The 19231-nt window shown below is 71.5% G+C and carries 14 protein-coding genes; 10 read left to right on the forward strand and 4 right to left on the reverse strand.

Translation table 11 applies throughout. The annotated features are described in order from the left end of the window. Nucleotides 1-40: 40 nt before the first annotated feature. A complete protein-coding gene (locus OG542_RS37615) occupies nucleotides 41-3763 on the forward strand; it encodes an nSTAND1 domain-containing NTPase (RefSeq protein ID WP_328416930.1) in 3723 nt (1240 codons plus the stop codon). 4 nt (nucleotides 3764-3767) lie between these two features. Here the strand turns inward: OG542_RS37615 and paaK are convergent, their stop codons facing one another. Beyond that, nucleotides 3768-5087: a phenylacetate--CoA ligase PaaK gene (paaK, locus tag OG542_RS37620; protein WP_328416932.1), complete on the reverse strand. Its 1320-nt coding sequence runs from the start codon at nucleotides 5085-5087 to the stop codon at nucleotides 3768-3770. After that, nucleotides 5084-5260 (reverse strand): hypothetical protein, encoded by a 177-nt coding sequence (locus OG542_RS37625; RefSeq protein WP_328416934.1) that lies wholly within the window; start codon nucleotides 5258-5260, stop codon nucleotides 5084-5086. The genes paaK and OG542_RS37625 overlap by 4 nt, the downstream gene beginning before the upstream one ends. Before the next feature lie 159 nt (nucleotides 5261-5419). Between OG542_RS37625 and paaA the strand changes: the two genes are divergently transcribed. Genes paaA through paaE form a run of 5 tightly spaced genes read left to right on the forward strand, consistent with a single transcriptional unit; the run spans nucleotide 5420 to nucleotide 9182 of the window. Next, nucleotides 5420-6406, forward strand: a complete 987-nt coding sequence (paaA, locus tag OG542_RS37630; RefSeq protein WP_328416936.1) for a 1,2-phenylacetyl-CoA epoxidase subunit PaaA — start codon at nucleotides 5420-5422, stop codon at nucleotides 6404-6406. Continuing rightward, nucleotides 6403-6720 carry a 1,2-phenylacetyl-CoA epoxidase subunit PaaB gene (paaB, locus tag OG542_RS37635; protein ID WP_328416939.1) on the forward strand — a complete coding sequence of 106 codons (318 nt, stop codon included), beginning with the start codon at nucleotides 6403-6405 and terminating at the stop codon, nucleotides 6718-6720. Before paaA ends, paaB begins: the two co-directional genes overlap by 4 nt. A gap of 10 nt (nucleotides 6721-6730) precedes the next feature. Continuing rightward, nucleotides 6731-7558: a 1,2-phenylacetyl-CoA epoxidase subunit PaaC gene (paaC, locus tag OG542_RS37640; protein WP_328416941.1), complete on the forward strand. Its 828-nt coding sequence runs from the start codon at nucleotides 6731-6733 to the stop codon at nucleotides 7556-7558. Beyond that, entirely contained in the window at nucleotides 7552-8067 is a 516-nt protein-coding gene (paaD, locus tag OG542_RS37645; protein WP_328416943.1) for a 1,2-phenylacetyl-CoA epoxidase subunit PaaD, read from the forward strand. Before paaC ends, paaD begins: the two co-directional genes overlap by 7 nt. Then, entirely contained in the window at nucleotides 8067-9182 is a 1116-nt protein-coding gene (gene paaE / locus OG542_RS37650) for a 1,2-phenylacetyl-CoA epoxidase subunit PaaE (RefSeq protein ID WP_328416945.1), read from the forward strand. The genes paaD and paaE overlap by 1 nt, the downstream gene beginning before the upstream one ends. Before the next feature lie 36 nt (nucleotides 9183-9218). Here paaE and OG542_RS37655 read toward each other — a convergent pair whose 3' ends face one another. Then, on the reverse strand, nucleotides 9219-9542 hold the full coding sequence (locus tag OG542_RS37655) for a hypothetical protein (RefSeq protein ID WP_328416947.1): 324 nt from the start codon (nucleotides 9540-9542) through the stop codon (nucleotides 9219-9221). Between the two features lie 210 nt (nucleotides 9543-9752). Between OG542_RS37655 and OG542_RS37660 the strand changes: the two genes are divergently transcribed. Continuing rightward, the gene (locus OG542_RS37660) at nucleotides 9753-11492 is read left to right on the forward strand and encodes an RICIN domain-containing protein (RefSeq protein ID WP_408057883.1); all 1740 of its coding nucleotides are present in this window, start codon (nucleotides 9753-9755) and stop codon (nucleotides 11490-11492) included. 7 nt (nucleotides 11493-11499) lie between these two features. Here the strand turns inward: OG542_RS37660 and OG542_RS37665 are convergent, their stop codons facing one another. Further along, a complete protein-coding gene (locus OG542_RS37665; RefSeq protein ID WP_328416951.1) occupies nucleotides 11500-13098 on the reverse strand; it encodes a PucR family transcriptional regulator in 1599 nt (532 codons plus the stop codon). 237 nt (nucleotides 13099-13335) lie between these two features. Here OG542_RS37665 and OG542_RS37670 point away from each other — a divergent pair, with 237 nt between their 5' ends. From OG542_RS37670 to OG542_RS37680, 3 genes are read left to right on the forward strand one after another with little or no spacing between them, the layout of a single operon-like run. Continuing rightward, on the forward strand, nucleotides 13336-14604 hold the full coding sequence (locus OG542_RS37670) for an aspartate aminotransferase family protein (protein ID WP_328416953.1): 1269 nt from the start codon (nucleotides 13336-13338) through the stop codon (nucleotides 14602-14604). Then, nucleotides 14601-17468, forward strand: a complete 2868-nt coding sequence (locus OG542_RS37675; RefSeq protein WP_328416955.1) for an FAD-binding and (Fe-S)-binding domain-containing protein — start codon at nucleotides 14601-14603, stop codon at nucleotides 17466-17468. Before OG542_RS37670 ends, OG542_RS37675 begins: the two co-directional genes overlap by 4 nt. Next, nucleotides 17465-18904, forward strand: a complete 1440-nt coding sequence (locus OG542_RS37680) for an NAD-dependent succinate-semialdehyde dehydrogenase (RefSeq protein ID WP_328416956.1) — start codon at nucleotides 17465-17467, stop codon at nucleotides 18902-18904. The genes OG542_RS37675 and OG542_RS37680 overlap by 4 nt, the downstream gene beginning before the upstream one ends. The last annotated feature ends 327 nt before the right edge of the window (nucleotides 18905-19231 follow it).

A 19231-nucleotide genomic window follows, 5' to 3' on the forward strand; every position in this document is an offset into this window, starting at 1 on the left:
GGCGGCCTGACAATGAAGGCGGGCCGGAGGGGGGGAAGGCATGGCGGGGCGTCATGAGGTGCCGGTGGATCCGGCGGCGGGACCGGTGCAGCGGTTCGCGTTCGAGTTGCGCAAGCTGAGGGCGGAGGCGGACGGGATCACCTACCGGGCGCTGGCCCGGAGGGCGGGCTACTCGGTGACCACGCTGGCGCAGGCGGCGGGAGGCGAGCGGCTGCCGACGCTGCCGGTGGCCCTCGCCTATGCGGAGGCGTGCGGCGGAGACCCGGCCGCATGGGAGGCCCGGTGGAGGGAGGCGGTGGAGGAGTCCGCCGCCGACGACTCCCGGGACGACGGTGAATCCCTCCCGCCGTACCGGGGCCTGGCACGGTTCGAGACCGGGGACAGCGGCCTGTTCTTCGGCCGGGACCAGCTCACCGCCGACCTGGTCGACCTGTTGCGCCGACGGCGGTTCGCCGCGGTCTTCGGCCCCTCAGGCAGCGGCAAGTCCTCCCTGTTACGGGCCGGCCTGATACCCGTCCTCCAGCACGCTCAGGAACCGGACCTGCGCCCGGCCGCGATCCGGATCCTGACACCGGGCGAACGCCCCGCCCGCAACCACGCACCCCTCCTCACCCCGGCAACGCCCCACGACGGCAGCGCCGGAGCGGACACGTTCGTGATCGTCGACCAGTTCGAGGAGGTCTTCACGCTCTGCCACGACGCGGCCGAACGCGCCCGCTTCATCGACCTGTTGCTGACAGCCCGCCAGCCGGAGAGCCACCTGCGGGTGCTGCTGGCGGTGCGCGGCGACTTCTACGGCCGCTGCGCCGAGCACCGCGAGCTGGCCGACGCACTGCGCGATGCCAACCTCCTGGCCGGAGCGATGAGCCAGGCCGAACTGCGGGCCGCAGTCGTCAAACCGGCCAAGGCCGCCGGACTGACCGTGGAACGCGCCCTCACCGCCCGGCTGGTCAAGGAGGTCGCCGACGCGCCGGGCGGACTGCCGCTGCTGTCCCACGCGCTGCTGGAGACCTGGCGCCGTCGCCGCGGCAAGACACTGACCCTGGCGGGCTACGAGGCGGCCGGATGCCTGCACGGCGCGATCGCCAGGACCGCCGAGGAGGTCTACGGCCGGTTCACCGACGGCCAGGCGGCTGCCGCCCGCCGGGTGTTGCTGCGTCTGGTCGCCCCCGGTGACGGCACCCCCGACACGCGTCGTCCCGTCGAGCGTGCGGAACTGCCCGGCACCGGCCGGGACGACACCGCCCGGGTGGTCGACGCACTCGCCGCGGCGCGGCTGCTCACCCTCGACGGCGACACGGTCGACATGGCCCACGAGGCCCTGATCACGGCCTGGCCCCGGCTGCGCGGGTGGATCGAGGACGATCGCGAACGCCTTCGTGTGCACCGGGACCTGACCGAAGCGGCCCACGCCTGGCAGGAACTGGGTCGCGAAGAGGGCGCGTTGTGCCGGGGGAGCCGGCTCGCCGCCGCCCGGGAACACTTCGGCGGCGCACCGCGCGAGGAGCTGACCGACCTGGAGCACGCCTTCCTCGACGCCAGCCGTGCCCATGAGCAGAAGGGCCGTCGCCGGTACCGCCTGGTGCTCACCGCGGTCACCGCCGCGCTGTGCCTCGCGCTCGTCGCCGCGGGTCTTGCCGTGGGGCAGTGGGAGAGCGCGGTGAGTGCCCAGCACGTGGCTCAGTCACGGCAGTTGGCCGCGCAGTCCGGTGTACTGCTGGATTCTGAACCCGATCTCGCCTCGCTGCTCGCTGTTCATGCCTACCGCACCAGTCCGACGCGGGAAGCCGCCGCCGCTCTGTATGACGCTGCGGCGTTACCGCTGCGAAAGCGTCTGGTCGGCGGAAAGAAACCCGTGCAATCCCTTGCCGTCAGCCCGGACGGACGTACCGTCGCCACCCACGGCAAAGACGGCAAGGTGCGGATCTGGGAACTGCCCGGGGGACGGCTCCGGCATACGTTCACTGGCCCTGGAACCAGTGAAGTCGTGGCGCTCAACGCCGACGGACGCACCTTCGCAGCCGTGACCTCCGGTGACGCCGGCGCGGTGATCGGCCTGTGGGATCCGGCCACCGGCAGGAGAAGCGGTACCTTCACCGTCCCCGACGGTGCGGTAAGGGGAATGGCCTTCAGCCCTGACGGGCGTACCGTGGCGGCCGCATCCGGGTCGGCTGTACGGATGTGGGACGTGGCCACCGGCCGCACGCGGCGCAGCTTCACCAGCGACGCCCCACGGGCGGTCGCCTTCGGCCCCGACGGGCACACCGTCGTCGCGGCAGGCTACAACGGACAGGTGCGGGTGTGGGACGTGGTCACCGGCCGCACCCGGACCTCCCACGAGAGCCCGATCGATGGCTATGCCGTTGCTATCAGCCCTGACGGCCGGACCTACGCTGTGGTCCGCCCCGACAGGTCGTCGGTGCAGTTGCGGGAGGTAGCCACCGGCAAAGTCCGGCGCACCATCAGTGACCGTCCCATCGGCGTGAATGACGTGACTTTCGCGCCGGACGGGCGCACCCTCGCCATCCGGGGCGGTGCGGACACCGTGCGACTGTGGGACACCGTGTCCGGCGCGGCGCGAGGCACCGTGATCGTTGGTCATCGTGTTCGAGGGCTGACGAACGTGGCCCTCGGTATGGACGGCCGCACCCTGGTGACCAGCAGCAGTCGGGACCCCGCCATCCGTGTCTACCGCCTGTCTGCCGATCGCCCGCAACTCACGCTGCCAGGCGATGCCGCCACGTTCATCTCTGACATCGCATTCAGCCCGGACGGACATACGGCGGCGACGGTTCGCCAAGCACCACCCGGCCGTGGGGCGGTAGAGCTGTGGGATGCCAGGACCGGCGATCGCGACGACACACTGAGACTCGACACCGAACCGGCACCGCCGAGAGAGCAACTGCCGTTCATGGTTCACCGCTTCGGAGCTGTGGGGTTCAGCCCGACCGGACGCGCCCTGGCTGCCCGGGCCACCAAGAACGAGGTGAACGAAGTCCGGGAGGTCACCACGGGCCGCCTTCTTCAAAGGCGTGCCCTGCGCAACATCGACACGGCGGTTTTCAGTCCCGACGGGACACGGCTCGCCCTTGTCGGCCACGACGGATCGGTTCGGATCTGGCACCTGTCGACCGGCGCACTACACGCCGCCTACCCGGGCCACGGCGAACCCGTCAGGACGCTGGTGTTCTCCCCGGACGGCCGCACACTAGCCGTCGTGCATGTCAGGGCCGGTGACGAACAGATCAGACTGCTCGACGTCACGACCGGCCGGACCCAGCGCACTATCAAACCGAGCGCCCGAATGGTGCTGTCCCTCGCCTTCAGCCCGAACGGCCACACCCTGGCCAGCGCGAGCAGCGCCAAGGGAGCCGTGAAGACGTGGAACGCACGCACCGGTCAGCTCCAGGACAGCTTCAGTCTCAGCGGTGAGGTGGCGGCGCTGGCCTTCAGCCCCGATAGCCGCACCCTGGCCGCGAGCAACGAACGAGGAGTCCACCTCTGGGACCTCGCCACCAGCCAGATCAGACGCACCCTGCCGACCCGTTCCCGCGCAGCAGCCGTGACGTTCGGCCCGGACGGGCACACCCTAGCCATCAGCGCGGGCACCTCCGTCGAGCTGTGGAACATCGACCTGCCCGACCCGGCCCGCGCGATACGCGACATCTGCGGGGCCATCGACACCACGCTCACCTCACTGGAACAGTCCCGCTATCTGCCTGACCAGTCCACTGAAACCGGCTGCCCGGCGACCGAGCGATAGGGCCTCAACTCGCGCGCAGATCCTTCACGCGACGAAGCTTGCCGACGGACCGCTCCAGCGTCTCCGGCTCGACGATCGCCACGTCGACGGTGACGCCGACGCCGTCCTTGACGTCCTGCGCGATCGCGCGGGCGGCGGCCTCGTGCCGGTCGGCGGGCGTGCCCGGGCGGCTTTCGACGTGGACGGTCATATGGTCCATGCGGCCACGCCGGGTCAGCTGGATCTGGAAGTGCGGGGCGACGCCGGGCGTGCGCAGGACGATCTCCTCGATCTGGCTGGGGAAGACGTTCACCCCGCGCAGGATGATCATGTCGTCGCAGCGGCCGGTGATCTTCTGGATGCGGCGGAAGGCGGGCCGGGCCGTGCCGGGCAGCAGCCGGGTCAGGTCCCGGGTGCGGTAGCGGACGACCGGCAACGCCTCCTTGGTCAGGGATGTGAAGACCAGCTCACCCTCCTCGCCTTCGGGTAGCACCTCACCCGTGATCGGGTCGACGACCTCGGGAAGGAAATGGTCCTCCCACACGTGCAGCCCGTCCTTGGTCTCCACGCACTCCTGCGCGACCCCCGGGCCGATCACCTCGGACAGGCCGTATATGTCGACCGCGTGGATGTCCATGCGGTCCTCGATCTCGCGGCGCATCTCCTCCGTCCACGGTTCGGCGCCAAAGATGCCCACCCGCAGGGAGGTGGAGCGAGGGTCGACGCCCTGACGCTCGAACTCGTCGAGGAGCGTCAGCATGTAGGACGGTGTGACCATGATGATCTCGGGCTCGAAGTCCTGGATGATCTGCACCTGGCGTGCGGTCATGCCCCCGGAGGCCGGGATCACCAGACACCCGGCGCGCTCTGCCCCGTAGTGCGCGCCGAGACCTCCGGTGAACAGCCCGTAGCCGTAGGAGATGTGCACCTTGTGCCCCGGTCGCCCGCCGGCGGCCCGGATCGAGCGGGCCACCAGGTCCGCCCACATCGACACGTCGTTCTCCGTGTAGCCGACGACCGTGGGGCGGCCGGTGGTGCCGCTGGAGGCGTGGACGCGGCGTACTTGGTCCATGGGGACGGCGAACATGCCGAACGGGTAGGTGTCGCGCAGATCGGCCTTGGTCGTGAAGGGGAACCGGGACAGGTCCTCCAGCGAGCGGCAGTCCTCCGGCGTGACCCCGGCGGCGTCGAACTTCTTGCGGTACGTCTCCACGTTGTCGTAGACCTGCCGCAGACTTCGGCGCAGCCGGTCGAGCTGGAGCTCGCGCAGCTGCTCGCGGGTGAGGCGCTCGACGTCGTCCAGCAGATCGTGGGGGAGGGGCTCACCTCGCCGCTGCCCGGTCATCGCGACTCCTTCGACGTCATACTCGCGCTCGTGCTCCCGATGGTGCGGCTGCGGCCTCGGAATTCCGCGATCACCCCGTCGCCCCGCGGCACGCTCACGTCGTAGCAGCCGGAGGCCTTGTCCGCGGCGAACATCGCCTCCGCGGCCGGCGTCGCGTCAGCGGTATGGGTCACCTCTCGCACCACCTTGTCTACCGACCGAACATTCGGTTAGCTTCGACGCTGCCAAGTAATCCCACCGACTCCGTGCATGTCAAGGGTCGAGGGCTTACCAAGGCGCCCGGGCCTGTCATATCATGTACCGAACGAATGGTCGGTTGGGAAGTGAGACGGATGGATACGACACGCTCCAGCCCCGCGGGGGCGGACGGCGCCGAGCCGGTTCTCCAGCAGCACTTCGACGCGACGATCGCGCGGGACCAGCGGATCGAGCCGCGCGACTGGATGCCGGAGGGCTACCGGAAGACACTGATCCGTCAGATCGCGCAGCACGCGCACTCGGAGATCATCGGCATGCAGCCGGAGGGCGAGTGGATCACACGCGCCCCGTCGCTGCGCCGCAAGGCCATTCTGTTCGCGAAGGTCCAGGACGAGGCCGGTCACGGCCTGTACCTGTACTCGGCGGCGGAGACGCTGGGCGCGGACCGTGCGGATCTCACGGACCGGCTGATCGAGGGCCGCCAGAAGTACTCGTCGATCTTCAATTACCCCACGCTGAGCTTCGCGGACGTCGGGGTGATCGGCTGGTTCGTGGACGGTGCCGCGATCTGCAACCAGGTGCCGCTGTGCAGGTCGTCGTACGGGCCGTACGCGCGCGCGATGGTGCGGATCTGCAAGGAGGAGTCGTTCCACCAGCGGCAGGGCTACGAGCTGCTGATGACGATGATGCGCGGCACCGCGGCGCAGCGGGAGATGGTGCAGGACGCGGTGGACCGCTGGTGGTGGCCGTCGCTGATGATGTTCGGCCCGCCCGACGACGCCTCGCCCAACTCCGCGCAGTCGATGGCCTGGAAGATCAAGCGGCACAGCAACGACGAACTGCGTCAGCGCTTCGTCGACATGACCGTCCCGCAGGCCGAGAAGCTCGGCGTGACGCTCCCGGACCCGGAGCTGCACTGGAACGAGGAGCGGGGGCACCACGACTTCGGCACCCCCGACTGGGACGAGCTGATGCGGGTCATCAAGGGCGACGGCCCGTGCAACGCCCAGCGGACGGAGCGACGCCGCACGGCCCACGAGGAGGGCACCTGGGTGCGCGAGGCGGCCACCGCCCACGCCGCCAAGCAGGCGGCCCGCGCACAGAAGGGAGCGGTGGCATGACCCCCGAGAAGCCGTCCGAGAAGCCGTCCGAGAAGCAGGACTGGCCGCTGTACGAGGTGTTCGTGCGCGGCAAGCGCGGCCTGAACCACGTCCACGTGGGCTCGCTGCACGCCGCCGACGACCGCATGGCGCTCACCCACGCCCGCGACCTGTACACACGGCGCAACGAGGGCGTGAGCATCTGGGTGGTGCGCTCGGAGCACATCGCCGCCTCCACCCGCGACGAGAAGGACCCGTTCTTCGCACCCAGCGCCGACAAGGTCTACCGGCACCCGACCTTCTACGACATCCCCGCCGACGTCCCACACATCTGAAGGAGAGGGCATGAGTGACGACCACGTCTACATGACCCTCGCCGAGGGACACGAGGACGACACCCGCTGGGCCTACGGCACCGGCTTCGAGGACCCCCTGCACGGCGTGGACACGGCCGTGCCCGACGGTGTCGACGCAGGTGAACTGGCCGCCCTCTGCGTCACCCTGGCCGACGACGCCCTGGTCTCGGCCCAACGCCTCGCCGAGTGGACCACCCGGGCCCCCGAGCTGGAGGAGGAGGTGGCGCTGGCCAACATCGGACTCGATCTGCTCGGCCAGGCCCGCCTGCTCTACGCCCGCGCGGGCCAGATCGACGGCACCGGCCGCGGCGAGGACGCCTACGCCTACTTCCGGGACGCCGGCGACTTCCGCAACGTACGCCTGGCCGAACTGCCCAACGGCGACTTCGCGTTCTCGACCGTACGGCTGCTGGTGTTCGCGAGCTGGCGCCTCGCGTACTTCGAGCGCCTCAACGCCCACCGGGACCCGGTGCTCGCCGCGATCGCCGCCAAGGGTGTGAAGGAGCTGGCGTACCACCGGCAGTACGCGGCGGAGTGGGTGGTGCGTCTCGGTGACGGCACCGAGGAGTCGCACCGCCGGACGCGCAGGGCGCTGGAACAGGTGTCGCCCTATCTGGGCGAGCTGTTCACGGCGTACGACGTACGGGACGAGGTCGTCGCCGTCCTGCGCCAGGTCACCGAGGCGGCCGGACTGCCCATGCCCGTCTACCGGCCGCTGCCCGGCTCGGGCCGCACCGGGGAACACACCGAGCATCTCGCCCCGCTGCTGGCCGAGTTGCAGGGCATCGCCCGCGCCCACCCGGAGGCGACATGGTGACGACGCTCCTGGACGCGCGGCGGGCCCGGCGCATCGCCGAGCAGGTGCCCGACCCCGAGCTGCCCATGCTCACCCTGGCCGACCTCGGAGTGCTGCGCGACGTGTCCCTGACCCCGGACGGGACGGTGGTCGCGAGCCTGACCCCGACCTACTCGGGCTGCCCGGCGATGGCGGAGATGCGCGCCGGAGTGGCCGTCCGGCTCAGGGACGCGGGCTACGCGCGCGTGGAGATCCGCACCGTCCTCGACCCGCCGTGGACCAGCGACTGGATCACGGCGGACGGCCGGCGCAAGCTCGCCGAGCACGGCATCGCCCCGCCCGGGGCCGCACCCGTGCGCGCCTCGGGCCCGGTCCCGCTCGTGCTGTCGCCGACCCGCCGCTCGGTGCCCTGTCCCCGCTGCGGTTTCCACGACACCGAGGAGACCTCCCGCTTCGCCGCCACGTCCTGCAAGTCCCTGTGGCGCTGCCTCGCCTGCCGCGAGCCGTTCGAGTACGTCAAGGAGATCTGATGGACGACCTGATGGAGCCGGCCCCCGCCCCGGCGGCACGCGCGCGTGCCCGCCGACGTCCGGTCTTCCACCCCCTGCGGCTCGCCGCCGTGCAGCCGCTGTGCGAGGACGCGGCAGCCGTCAGCTTCGACATCCCGGCCGAGCTGGCCGAGGAGTTCGCCTTCGAGCCCGGCCAGTCGCTCACCCTGCGGCGCGAGATCGACGGCCGGGACGAGCGCCGCTCGTACTCGATCTGCTCACCCGCCGGCACCGCCCCGCGCATCGGCGTACGCGTCGTACCGGGCGGCCTGTTCTCCTCCTGGCTGGTGCGCGACGTACGCCCCGGCGACACCGTCGAGGTGATGGCACCCACCGGCGCCTTCACGCCCGACCTCAGCGCCCCCGGCCACCACGTCCTGATCGCGGCCGGCTCCGGCATCACGCCCATGGTCTCCATCGCCGAGTCCGTCCTGGCCGCCGACTCCCGCTCGACGGTCACCCTCCTCTACGGCAACCGCCGCACCGGCACCGTGATGTTCGCCGACGAGCTCGCCGACCTGAAGGACCTTTACCCGACGCGGTTCCAGCTCGCCCACGTCCTCTCCCGCGAGCCCCGCGAGGCCGAGGTGCTCTCCGGCCGTCTCGACGCCGACCGGCTGTCGGCCCTCATCGACGCGTTGGTGGACGCGCCCTCCGCCGACCACTGGTGGCTGTGCGGCCCGCACGGCATGGTCCGCGCCGCCCAGCAGGTCCTGGCCGGACTCGGCGTGCCCGCCGACCGCGTCCACCAGGAGCTGTTCTACGCCGACGACGAGCCCGTGCGCGAGGTCCATCACGCCGAGACCGGCCCGACCGGCCCGGTCAGCCAGGTCACCGTCACCCTCGACGGCCGCTCCACCACCTCCGCCCTCCCCCGGGAACGGAGCATCCTCGAAGGCGCCCAGCAGACCCGCCCGGACCTGCCGTTCGCCTGCAAGGGCGGCGTCTGCGGCACCTGCCGCGCCCTGGTCACCGACGGCAAGGCCGACATGCGGCGCAACTTCGCCCTCGAACCGGCCGAGGTCGACGCGGGCTACGTCCTCACCTGCCAGTCATTCCCGGTCTCCGACGCCCTGACGGTGGATTACGACACCTGAGTTCCGCGACGGCGATCTGCTCCTCGGCGCCCGCGCTCAGGGTGTTTCCCCACCGAGATCCTCGAGTTCGTCCGCGCACTCCTCCGGCACGGCCACGTCCCCGACGATGACCGACTGGTACGCCGCGGTCGGCGACGAGTCGACCGCGTCCCGCCGCTCGCGACCGGCCTCGGCACGGGCCTCTTCGATGAAGGCGGCGATCTCCTGGCAGTCGAAGGCCTGTGTGCCGGTCGGCATCGGCTCGCCGGCGGGGGACTCCGACTCGTCCGTGGACGCAGGGCCATTGAGGGCGAGGGTGGCACCGAGACCGGCCAGGCACAGCCCCGCCCATACGGCGACGATCCGCCCACGGGCGTTCAAGAGCCGCCCCCTTCACCGCACACGACCGTCATCGGAGCCCTCCCTCACCAGATGTCGCCGGAGTCTTGACTGCGGCGTCACGCCCCCACAGACTCCCCTCTGACTGCGCAGTCATACGACAACGCCGAAGGTGGAGGGGCCATGTACGGAGGAAGACCGGCCAAGGTGCTCGGCAGCATCACAGCGGCCGCCGCGCTGCTGGCGATACCCATGGCCACCGCCCAGGCCTACAACCCGACGGGCGGCATCCTGTACCAGCTCGGGGACGAGCCGTGCCTGAAGGGCCGGGGCAACTGCGCGGTCTATCCGAAGTCGGCGCAACTGCCGAGCGGACGTCTCGTCGCCTCGTTCGAGAAGGCCACGGTCGTACCGGAGACGGGCAGCGCCGACGGCGAGACGCTCCCGGTCCACAGGAGCGACGACCACGGCACGTCCTGGCAGCCGCTGTCGGAGGTCAAGGCCCCGGCATACCTCTCCAGCGACCCCAAGTACGCCAAGTACACGAGCAATTGGACCAACCCGTACCTCTACGTGCTGCCGCAGGCCGTCGGGAAGCTGAAGAAGGGCACGCTGCTCCTCGCGAGCGTCGTGTCGGGCGACGACCACTACTACAAGGAGCACAAGGCAGCCGACCCGAACTGGACGCCGTCCAACGACGGGGACCGCAAGGACCTGGCGATCGCCCTGTACTCCAGCACGGACGAGGGCCGCACGTGGAAGGTCGTCAACGTCATCGCGACCGGCGGCTGGCAGGGCGGCAGCGCCGGCGCGGTCGGCCGGAACGTCGCCGCCGCGAACACGCACCGGCAGGTGGACCCCCTCTGGGAGCCGTACCTGATGGTCCACAAGGGCCGGCTCGTCTGCTACTACTCCGACGAGAACGACTACCTCGGCTTTGATCCCGTCACCGGTGTGCCGACACCGGACCCGGCGAACGGCACGGCCCCGGATTCGCACGGTCAGATCCTCGTCCACAAGACCTGGGACGGCCGCGACGCCAAGTGGAGCGATCCCGTCGTCGACATCGCCGGACTCACCCAGGACATGGGCGGCGGCAAGACGGAGATCGGGGGCGGGCGGCCGGGCATGACGAACGTCGTCCGGACCTCGGACGGCAAGTGGCTGCTCACCTTCGAGTACTGGGGCGGCGGAACCAACACCAGGTACGTGCTCGCCGACGACCCGCTGAAGTTCTACCGGGGCTCGCCCAGTGGGGAAGGCGTGACCTCCCTGCCGGTCGACACCGGTTCCCGCCCGCTCGGCACGAACGGCAGCCCCGTGGTCATCCGGCTACCCGACGGGCGCCTGGTCTACAACGCGGCGGGCAGCGGCAACGTGTGGGTCAACGAGAGCGGACGCGGTGACGGCGTGTGGAAGGAGTACCAGACGACCTCGCGGGCCGGATACAGCCGCAACCTGCAGTACGTCGAGGGCACCGGCCGCATCGTGATCCTCAACAACCAGGACACGTCGGTGATCGCCCACGCCGAGGTCGACCTCGGCCGCTCGGAGGGCGCCTACCACCGGCTCGTGAACCGCAGGACCGGGCAGGTGATCGGCACCGGGGGCAGGACCAACGACGCGAACATCGGCAACGGCGACGTCCCCGACGTCCGTCTGGAGGACGCCGGTTCGGCCGCGAACAAGGACACCCAGTACTGGCACGTGGTGAGCGAACCGCGGGGCGGTACGACCCTGCTGAACAAGTCGGGCGGCCGGGCGGCGGCGATCTGGACCGGTACCGCTTCCGCCGGGCAGCGGATCGGCCAGTGGGTCGACGACAGCGCCGCGGGCAGCTGGAATCTCATCAGAACCACCGGTGGGTACTACAGGCTCCAAGCGGTGAAGAACAAGGACCTGTATCTGACGGGAGCTTCCCGGGGGGCGCCGCTGACCCTGCAGAACGAGGTCGCGGACGGCTCACAGGAGTGGCGGCTGGTCCGCGGCTGAGGCCCCGTCACCCCTCGCGCAGGACACGCAACGCCGTGAGTGCCACGTGGAGCTCGGTGCGTCGTTCGCCGGACTCGAGGTCGGAGTCCAGGAGGCGTTCGATGGTGCGCAGGCGCTGGTACATGGTCTCCCTGGACAGACCGCCGCGACGGGCCGCGGTGGTCTTGTTGCCGGCGGCGTCGAGGTAGTGGCCCAGGGTCGTGAGCAGGTCGGTGCCATGCCGGGTGTCGTGGTCGATGAGCCGGCCCAGCCGGCGCTCGGTGTAGTCCTGGATGCGCGTGTCCTCGCGCAGGGCGTACAGCAGGCGGCGAAGATCGATGTCCGGCAGCTCGTGAAAGGAGCGGTCCGGGGGAAGGGGCTGGGCGGGTGGGGTGGCCTCTATGACACGGGCCGCCTCCCGGAAGGAGCGTGCCGTGTCGGCGAGGTCCGCCACCTCCGAGCCGACGCCGACGATCGCCCCCGGGACCAGCCCCAGCGCGATGCGGCACAGCCGTTCCGCCACGGGGCGCCAGGGCCGGTCAGGACGCAGGGCCGGCAGGATGCCGAGGCGGCCGGGGGAGAGCTCGCCGACGAGGGCCGGGACCCCCGCCGATCGGAGTTCGCCGTGCAGCCGGGTCTCCAGCTCGCCTCCCTCGGCACCCGGGCCCAGGTCGACGAGGATCGCCAGGTAGCGGCTGCCCTCCGTGGGCAGGCCCAGCGCGGCGCAGCGGGCACGGGCGTCCTCGGGGGAGTGGTGGCGCTGCTCGGCCAGCTCTCGCAGGGCGGTGCGGTGGGCCGTGTGTTCCCAGGGCGTGGAGTGGATGAGCCGGGCGACGGTCAGGGCCATCGCGGTCCGCTCAAGGACGGTGATGTGCTCCGGCCCGAAGGCCGGGCCGTCGGCGGGGGCCCGGAGCATGGCCAGGCGGCCCCAGCGTTCGCCCTGGTAGGAGACGGGCGCCGTGAGCCAGCCCTCCGGGCCGCCCGCCTCGGTGTGGTCACCGGGCTCGGTGGCCCGGGAGCGCTGCTCCCAGTCGCCGAGCGCCTCCTCCACCGTGCTCCCCGACGGTTCGCAGGTCAGCGCCTGGTGCCCCAGGTTCTCCAGGACGACCGTGCGGCCGCTCATCTCCGCCGCCGCGCGCACCACGTCCTCGGGTCCCGCGCCGCGCAGCGTCAACGCGGTGAACGCCTCGTGGATCCGCTGGGTCCGGCGCATCGCGTCGGCCTGGCTGCCGAGGATGAGGGCGTGGACGACCTGCGTGACCTCCAGGAAGTTGACGTCCCGGGCAAGAGTGACCAGGGGCAGACCCCGGGCGCGGCAGGCCTGGACGAGGGCGTCGGGCGGCCGGTGGTAGCGCCGTACCAGCTCGATGACCAGGGCGGCAGCGCCCACCTCGGTGAGTTCGTCGACGTACCGGCGGACACCCGCGGCGTCGTCGGGCAGGGGCATGCCCGTGGTCAGGACCAGTTCGCCGCCCTTGAGGAAGGACGCCGGGTCCGTCAGCTCGGTGATGTGCACCCAGCGCACCGGCCGGTCCAGCTCGGCCAGCCCGGTGACGACCTGGGGCTGCCCGGCGGCCAGGACCGGCAGGGCCAGGACGTCGGCGACGCTCGGCGGGTGTGGGTTCATGGTGGCTCCCTGCATGCCTGGTCACTCTGACAAGCGGCACTGACCTGCGCAAGAGCTGTCCACGGGAGGGGCGGGCGGTACCAGGGGGGTCCGGTGGTTGACACAACGTCCGAACAACGCGTTCCGGCTGGACAGATCACGCGTTGTCGCGTGGCGCGGCGGCCCGGATGCTCGGGGTGTCGGACCAGCACCGCAGATCACCGCAAGCAGAACTCGACGTACGGCCGGGAGACGAACATGACCGCACTGTCGCCGCACCTTCGCCAGGCCACGCCCGTGGTGGCTGCCCGGGGCGAGGGCGTCCATCTCTACGGTGAGGACGGCCGCCGCTACCTCGACTTCACCGCCGGTATCGGCGTCACCAGCACCGGGCACTGCCACCCCAAGGTCGTGGCGGCGGCGCAGGAACAGGTGGGCACGCTGATCCACGGCCAGTACACCACCGTCATGCACCAGCCGCTGCGCCGCCTCGTCGACAAGCTCGGCGAGGTGCTGCCGGCCGGCCTGGACAGCCTGTTCTTCTCGAACTCCGGCAGCGAGGCCGTCGAGTCGGCGCTGCGGCTGGCCCGCCAGGCCACCGGCCGGCCCAACGTCCTGGTCTGCCACGGCGGTTTCCACGGCCGTACGGTCGCCGCCGCCTCCATGACGACCTCCGGGATCCGCTTCCGGTCCGGTTTCTCCCCGCTGATGAGCGGTGTGGTCGTCACGCCGTTCCCGACGGCCTACCGGTACGGCTGGGACGAGGAGACCGCCACCCGCTTCGCGCTGAAGGAACTCGACTACACCCTCCAGACGATCTCGTCGCCCGCCGACACGGCCGCGATCATCGTCGAGCCGGTGCTCGGCGAGGGCGGCTACGTGCCCGCGAACCGCGCCTTCCTGGAAGGGCTGCGCGAGCGGGCGGACCGGCACGGCTTCCTGCTGATCTTCGACGAGGTGCAGACCGGCGTCGGCCGCACCGGACGCTTCTGGGGCCACGACCACTTCGGCGTCACCCCGGACATCCTCGTCACCGCCAAGGGCCTGGCCAGCGGCTTCCCGATCTCCGGCATCGCCGCCTCCGAGGAACTGATGGCCAAGGCGTGGCCCGGCTCGCAGGGCGGCACCTACGGCGCCAACGCCGTCGCCTGCGCCGCTGCCTGCGCCACCCTCGACGTCGTACGCGACGAGAAGCTCGTCGAGAACGCCGAGGCGATGGGCAAGCGGCTGCGCCAGGGCCTGGAGGCGGTGGCCGACCGGACCCCGGGCATCGGCGACGTCCGCGGTCTCGGCCTCATGCTCGCCACCGAGTTCGTCACCGAGGACGGCAGCCCCGACCCCGAGACCGCCGCACGGGTGCAGCGCGCCGCCGTCGACGAGGGGCTGCTCCTGCTGCTGTGCGGCGCCTGGAACCAGGTGGTCCGTATGATCCCGGCGCTCGTCATCGACGAGGCGGGCGTGGACGAGGGTCTCCAGGCCTGGGCGAACGCGGTTGAGGCCGGTACGTCGGGGGCCGGAGACCGATGAGCACCGCCACCCGCGACCTGGCGGGTCTGACGGCCCGGATGGCCGAGATCGCGCCCGGCCTGCGGGTGGAGACCGGCCCGGGGGCGACGGGCCCGTACGCCTACGACGCCTCCAACTACCGGGTGCTGCCGTGGGCCGTGGCCTTCCCGCGCACCGCCGACGACGTGGTCGCGGTGCTGCGGGCCTGCCGCGAGGCGGGTGTCCCGGTCACGGCCCGGGGCGGCGGCACCAGCATGGCGGGCAACGCCGTCGGACTCGGTGTCGTCCTGGACTTCTCCCGGCACATGAACCGGATCCTGGACATCGACCCCGAGGCCCGCACCGCGCGGGTCGAGACCGGTGTCGTCCTCGACGCGCTGCGCGGCGCGACCGCGTTGCACGGGCTCGACTTCGGCCCTGACCCGTCCTCGCACAGCCGCTGCACCCTCGGCGGCATGATCGGCAACGACGCGTGCGGCAACCGGTCGGTGCGCGACGGGCGGACCAGCGGCCACGTCGAGGCCCTGGAGATCGTGACGGCCGACGGCGTGCGGGCCGTCGCCGACCGCTCCGGACTGCATCCGGTCGATCCTCAGGACGCCGGACTCGTCGCCCGCCTGGAGGCGGACGTACGCCGTCTGATCGCGGACAACCTGGAGCCGATCCGTACCGAACTGGGCCGGATCCCGCGCCAGGTCTCCGGTTACCAGCTGCATCGCCTGCTGCCGGAGAACGGCTTCGACATGGCCCGCGCGCTCGTGGGCACCGAAGGCACCTGTGCGGTCGTCACCGCCGCGACGGTCCGCCTGGTGGCGACCGCACAGGCATCCGCGCTGCTGACCCTCGGCTACGACGACGTCGTCGACGCGGCCGAGGACGTGCCCGAGATCCTGCGCTTCTCGCCCAGCGCCGTGGAGGGCATGGACGAGGCGATCGTCGCCACCATGCGCGCCCGCCGCGGCCCCGACTCCGTCACCGGCCTGCCCGAGGGCCGTGCCTGGCTCTACGTCGAACTCGAGGGCGAGGACCAGGCCGCGGTCGACGGCCGTGCCGCCGAACTGCTCGACGTGCTGAAGGCACAGGGCCGGCTGACCGGCGGGCGGGTCGTCGAGAGCCCGGCCGAGCGGCGCTCGCTGTGGCGGGTCCGCGAGGACGGGGCCGGGCTCGCCGCCCGTCTCGTCGACGGCGGGGAGTCCTGGCCCGGCTGGGAGGACGCGGCCGTCGCCCCCGAGAACCTCGCCGCCTACCTGCGCGACTTCCGCAAGCTGCTGGCCTCGCACGGGCTGACCGGTGTGCTGTACGGGCACTTCGGCGCGGGCTGCGTCCACGTACGGGTCGACTTCGACCCGGCCACGGACACCGGCCGGGCCGTCATGCGGCGGTTCCTGTCCGAGGCGGCCACGCTCGTCGTCTCGCACGGCGGCACCCTGTCGGGCGAGCACGGTGACGGGCGCGCCCGCAGCGAACTGCTGGAGGTCATGTACAGCCACCGCATGATCCGGACGTTCGCCGCCTTCAAGCGGATCTTCGATCCGGACGGGCTGCTCAACCCCGGGGTCATCGTCGACCCGGCCCCGCTGGACGCCGACCTCGCGCTGCGTGAACTCCCGCTCCTCGACACGTCGTTCACCTTCCCGCACGACACGGACGGTTTCACGGGCGCGGTGCGCCGCTGTGTCGGCATCGGCCGCTGCCGCAGTGACTCCGGCGGCGTGATGTGCCCGAGCTACCGGGCCACGGGGGAGGAGAACGACTCCACCCGCGGCCGGGCCCGCATGCTCCAGGAGATGGTGCGCGGCGAGGCCGTCCAGGACGGCTGGCGCTCGACCGAGGTCAAGGACGCCCTCGATCTGTGCCTGTCCTGCAAGGCGTGCTCCAGCGACTGCCCGGTCGGCGTCGACATGGCGACGTACAAGGCGGAGTTCCTGCACCAGCACTACAAGGGCAGGCTCAGGCCCCGTTCCCACTACTCGCTCGGCTGGCTGCCCAGGACCTCCGCCCTCGCCGGATACGCGGCCCGACCGGTCAATCTGTTGCTGCGCGGGCCGCTCGGCAGGCTCCTCGCCCGCCTCGGCGGCGTGACGACGAAGCGCAGGATCCCCGCCTTCGCCTCCCGGCGTGCCCTGCGGAAGACCCTGCGTGCGGCGAAGACCCCGGGGCCGGCGAAGGCCCTGCTCTTCGTCGACAGCTTCACCCGCGCCTTCCGCCCCCAGGTCGCGGGAGCGGCGAGCCGGGTGCTCGCCGACGCCGGCATCCCCTGCACACCACGGGACGGCCTGTGCTGCGGACTGACCTGGGTCAGCACCGGGCAGCTGTCCGTGGCCCGCAGGATCATGGCCCGTACGGTCGCCCACCTCGACGACGGCGACGACCGGCCGATCATCGTCGCCGAGCCCAGCTGCGCCGCCGCCCTCAAACGCGACGTGCCCGAACTGCTCGGCACCGAAGCCGCACAGCGCGTCGCGGACCGCGTCCACACCTTCACCGGCGCCCTCACCGACCTCGCGGAGCAGGGCTGGACCCCGCCACCGCTGCCCGAGGACGTCGTCCTGCAGACCCACTGCCACGAGTACGCCACCTTCAAGGGTCGCCGCCCCGCCGACCTGCTGCGCCGCCTCGGCGTACGCACGGTCGACGAGGCCGAGGGCTGCTGCGGACTCGCCGGGAACTTCGGCTTCGAGGCGGAGCACTACGACACCTCGATGGCCGTCGCGGACCTGGCCCTCAAGCCCCGCCTCGACGCCCTCGACGGACGACCCGTCGTGGCCGACGGCTTCAGCTGCGCCACCCAGATCGACCACCTCGCCGGTGACCGGAGCATCCGCGCCCTGCACCTCGCGGAGCTCCTCGACCCCGCCGCCGATCAACCAGGAGAGACATCATGACCGAGGTACTGAACCAGTTGTTCATCGGCGGTGCCTGGGTGGACGCCGCGGACGGCGCCACCATGCCTGTCGACGACCCCGCGACCGGCGAGATCCTCTGCCACGTCGCCGACGCCGGTCCGAAGGACGCCAAGCTCGCGGAGGAAGCGGCCGTCCAGGCCCAGCGGGAGTGGGCCCGTACCGCGCCCAGGGCCCGCAGCGAGATCCTGCGCCGCGCCTACGAGATCATCATCGAGCGCACCGACGAGCTCGCCCACCTGATGACGTCCGAGATGGGCAAGCCGCTCGCCGAGGCCAAGGGAGAGGTGGCCTACGCCGCCGAGTTCTTCCGCTGGTTCTCCGAGGAGGCCGTCCGCATCGACGGCGGCTGTGCCACCCTGCCCGACGGGCGCAACCGCATGCTGCTCTCCCGCCGCCCGGTGGGCCCCTGTCTGCTGATCACACCGTGGAACTTCCCGCTGGCCATGGGCACCCGCAAGATCGGCCCGGCGATCGCGGCAGGCTGCACGATGATCCTCAAGCCGGCCCCGCAGACCCCGCTCTCCAGCCTCGCCCTGGCCGGGATCCTCAAGGAGGCCGGGCTCCCGGACGGTGTGCTGAATATCGTGACCACCTCCCGCGCCGGCGAGGTCTGCGAACCTCTCCTGCGCGGCGGCCGGATCCGCAAGCTGTCCTTCACCGGCTCGACGGGCGTCGGCCGCATCCTGCTCGCCCAGTGCGCCGACACCGTCGTACGGACGTCGATGGAGCTGGGCGGCAACGCGCCGTTCATCGTCTTCGACGACGCCGATCTGGACGTGGCCGTGGACGGGGCGATGGTCGCCAAGATGCGCAACATGGGCGAGGCGTGCACCGCCGCGAACCGTTTCTTCGTGCACCGGTCGGTCGCGGAGGAGTTCGGCCGGCGGCTCGCCGAGCGGATGGGCGCGCTCGTCGTGGGTCCCGGTACCCGTGACGGAGTCGATGTCGGCCCGCTGATCGACAGGACCGGACGCGGCAAGGTCGAGGAACTCGTCGCCGACGCAGTGGAGCGCGGCGCCCGGGTCCTCGTCGGGGGCCGCACGCCCGAAGGACCGGGCTGCTTCTACCCGCCGACCGTGCTCACGGATGTCTCCGCCGAGAGCCGCCTGATGGACACGGAGATCTTTGGCCCCGTCGCGGCGATCCTCACCTTCGACGACGAGGACGAGGTCCTGAGCCGGGCCAACGACACGCAGTGGGGTCTGGTCGGCTACGTCTTCACCCAGGGTCTGGACCGCGGGCTGCGCGTCAGCGAGGGTCTGGAGGTGGGCATGGTGGGCCTGAACACCGGCCTCGTCTCCAACCCGGCCGCACCCTTCGGCGGGGTCAAACAGTCCGGTCTCGGCCGCGAGGGCGGCCGCGTCGGGATCGACGAGTTCCTGGAGTACCAGTACGTCGCGGTGCCCGTGCGATGACGGGGTTTCCGTCCTGACACACGCCCCATCGCGCACCGCGCGGGAAGCCCCCGCGTACTCGGCCGGCCCCCCGGGGGCCACCCGCGGGTCGCCCCGTGCCCGGCCTCCCCCCCCGGCCCGGGCACGGGGCACACTTCCGAGGCGCCCGGCGCACCGGCGACCCCATGACATCGGAGAAGAGCACCATGGCGAGCCCCACCCCCGGCCAGGACGACTTCTGGGAGCACGTCCGCGCGGCATACCCGGAGCAGCAGCCCCTGCTCAACCGGAATCCCGACCGCACCATGTGGAGCAATGGGACGCTCACCGTGGTGGACGGCGCCCAGA

This window comes from Streptomyces violaceus, from assembly GCF_036014075.1.
GTDB classification, from domain to species: Bacteria; Actinomycetota; Actinomycetes; order Streptomycetales; family Streptomycetaceae; genus Streptomyces; species Streptomyces violaceus.

Coding starts and splice junctions, on each gene's coding strand:
- paaC (WP_328416941.1), top strand. CDS start 6,731: ATGAGTGACGACCACGTCTACATGACCCTCGCCGAGGGACACGAGGAC.
- OG542_RS37665 (WP_328416951.1), bottom strand. CDS start 13,098: ATGAACCCACACCCGCCGAGCGTCGCCGACGTCCTGGCCCTGCCGGTC.
- OG542_RS37675 (WP_328416955.1), top strand. CDS start 14,601: ATGAGCACCGCCACCCGCGACCTGGCGGGTCTGACGGCCCGGATGGCC.
- paaB (WP_328416939.1), top strand. CDS start 6,403: ATGACCCCCGAGAAGCCGTCCGAGAAGCCGTCCGAGAAGCAGGACTGG.
- OG542_RS37670 (WP_328416953.1), top strand. CDS start 13,336: ATGACCGCACTGTCGCCGCACCTTCGCCAGGCCACGCCCGTGGTGGCT.
- paaK (WP_328416932.1), bottom strand. CDS start 5,087: ATGACCGGGCAGCGGCGAGGTGAGCCCCTCCCCCACGATCTGCTGGAC.
- OG542_RS37660 (WP_408057883.1), top strand. CDS start 9,753: ATGGCCACCGCCCAGGCCTACAACCCGACGGGCGGCATCCTGTACCAG.
- OG542_RS37680 (WP_328416956.1), top strand. CDS start 17,465: ATGACCGAGGTACTGAACCAGTTGTTCATCGGCGGTGCCTGGGTGGAC.
- OG542_RS37615 (WP_328416930.1), top strand. CDS start 41: ATGGCGGGGCGTCATGAGGTGCCGGTGGATCCGGCGGCGGGACCGGTG.
- paaD (WP_328416943.1), top strand. CDS start 7,552: ATGGTGACGACGCTCCTGGACGCGCGGCGGGCCCGGCGCATCGCCGAG.
- paaA (WP_328416936.1), top strand. CDS start 5,420: ATGGATACGACACGCTCCAGCCCCGCGGGGGCGGACGGCGCCGAGCCG.
- paaE (WP_328416945.1), top strand. CDS start 8,067: ATGGACGACCTGATGGAGCCGGCCCCCGCCCCGGCGGCACGCGCGCGT.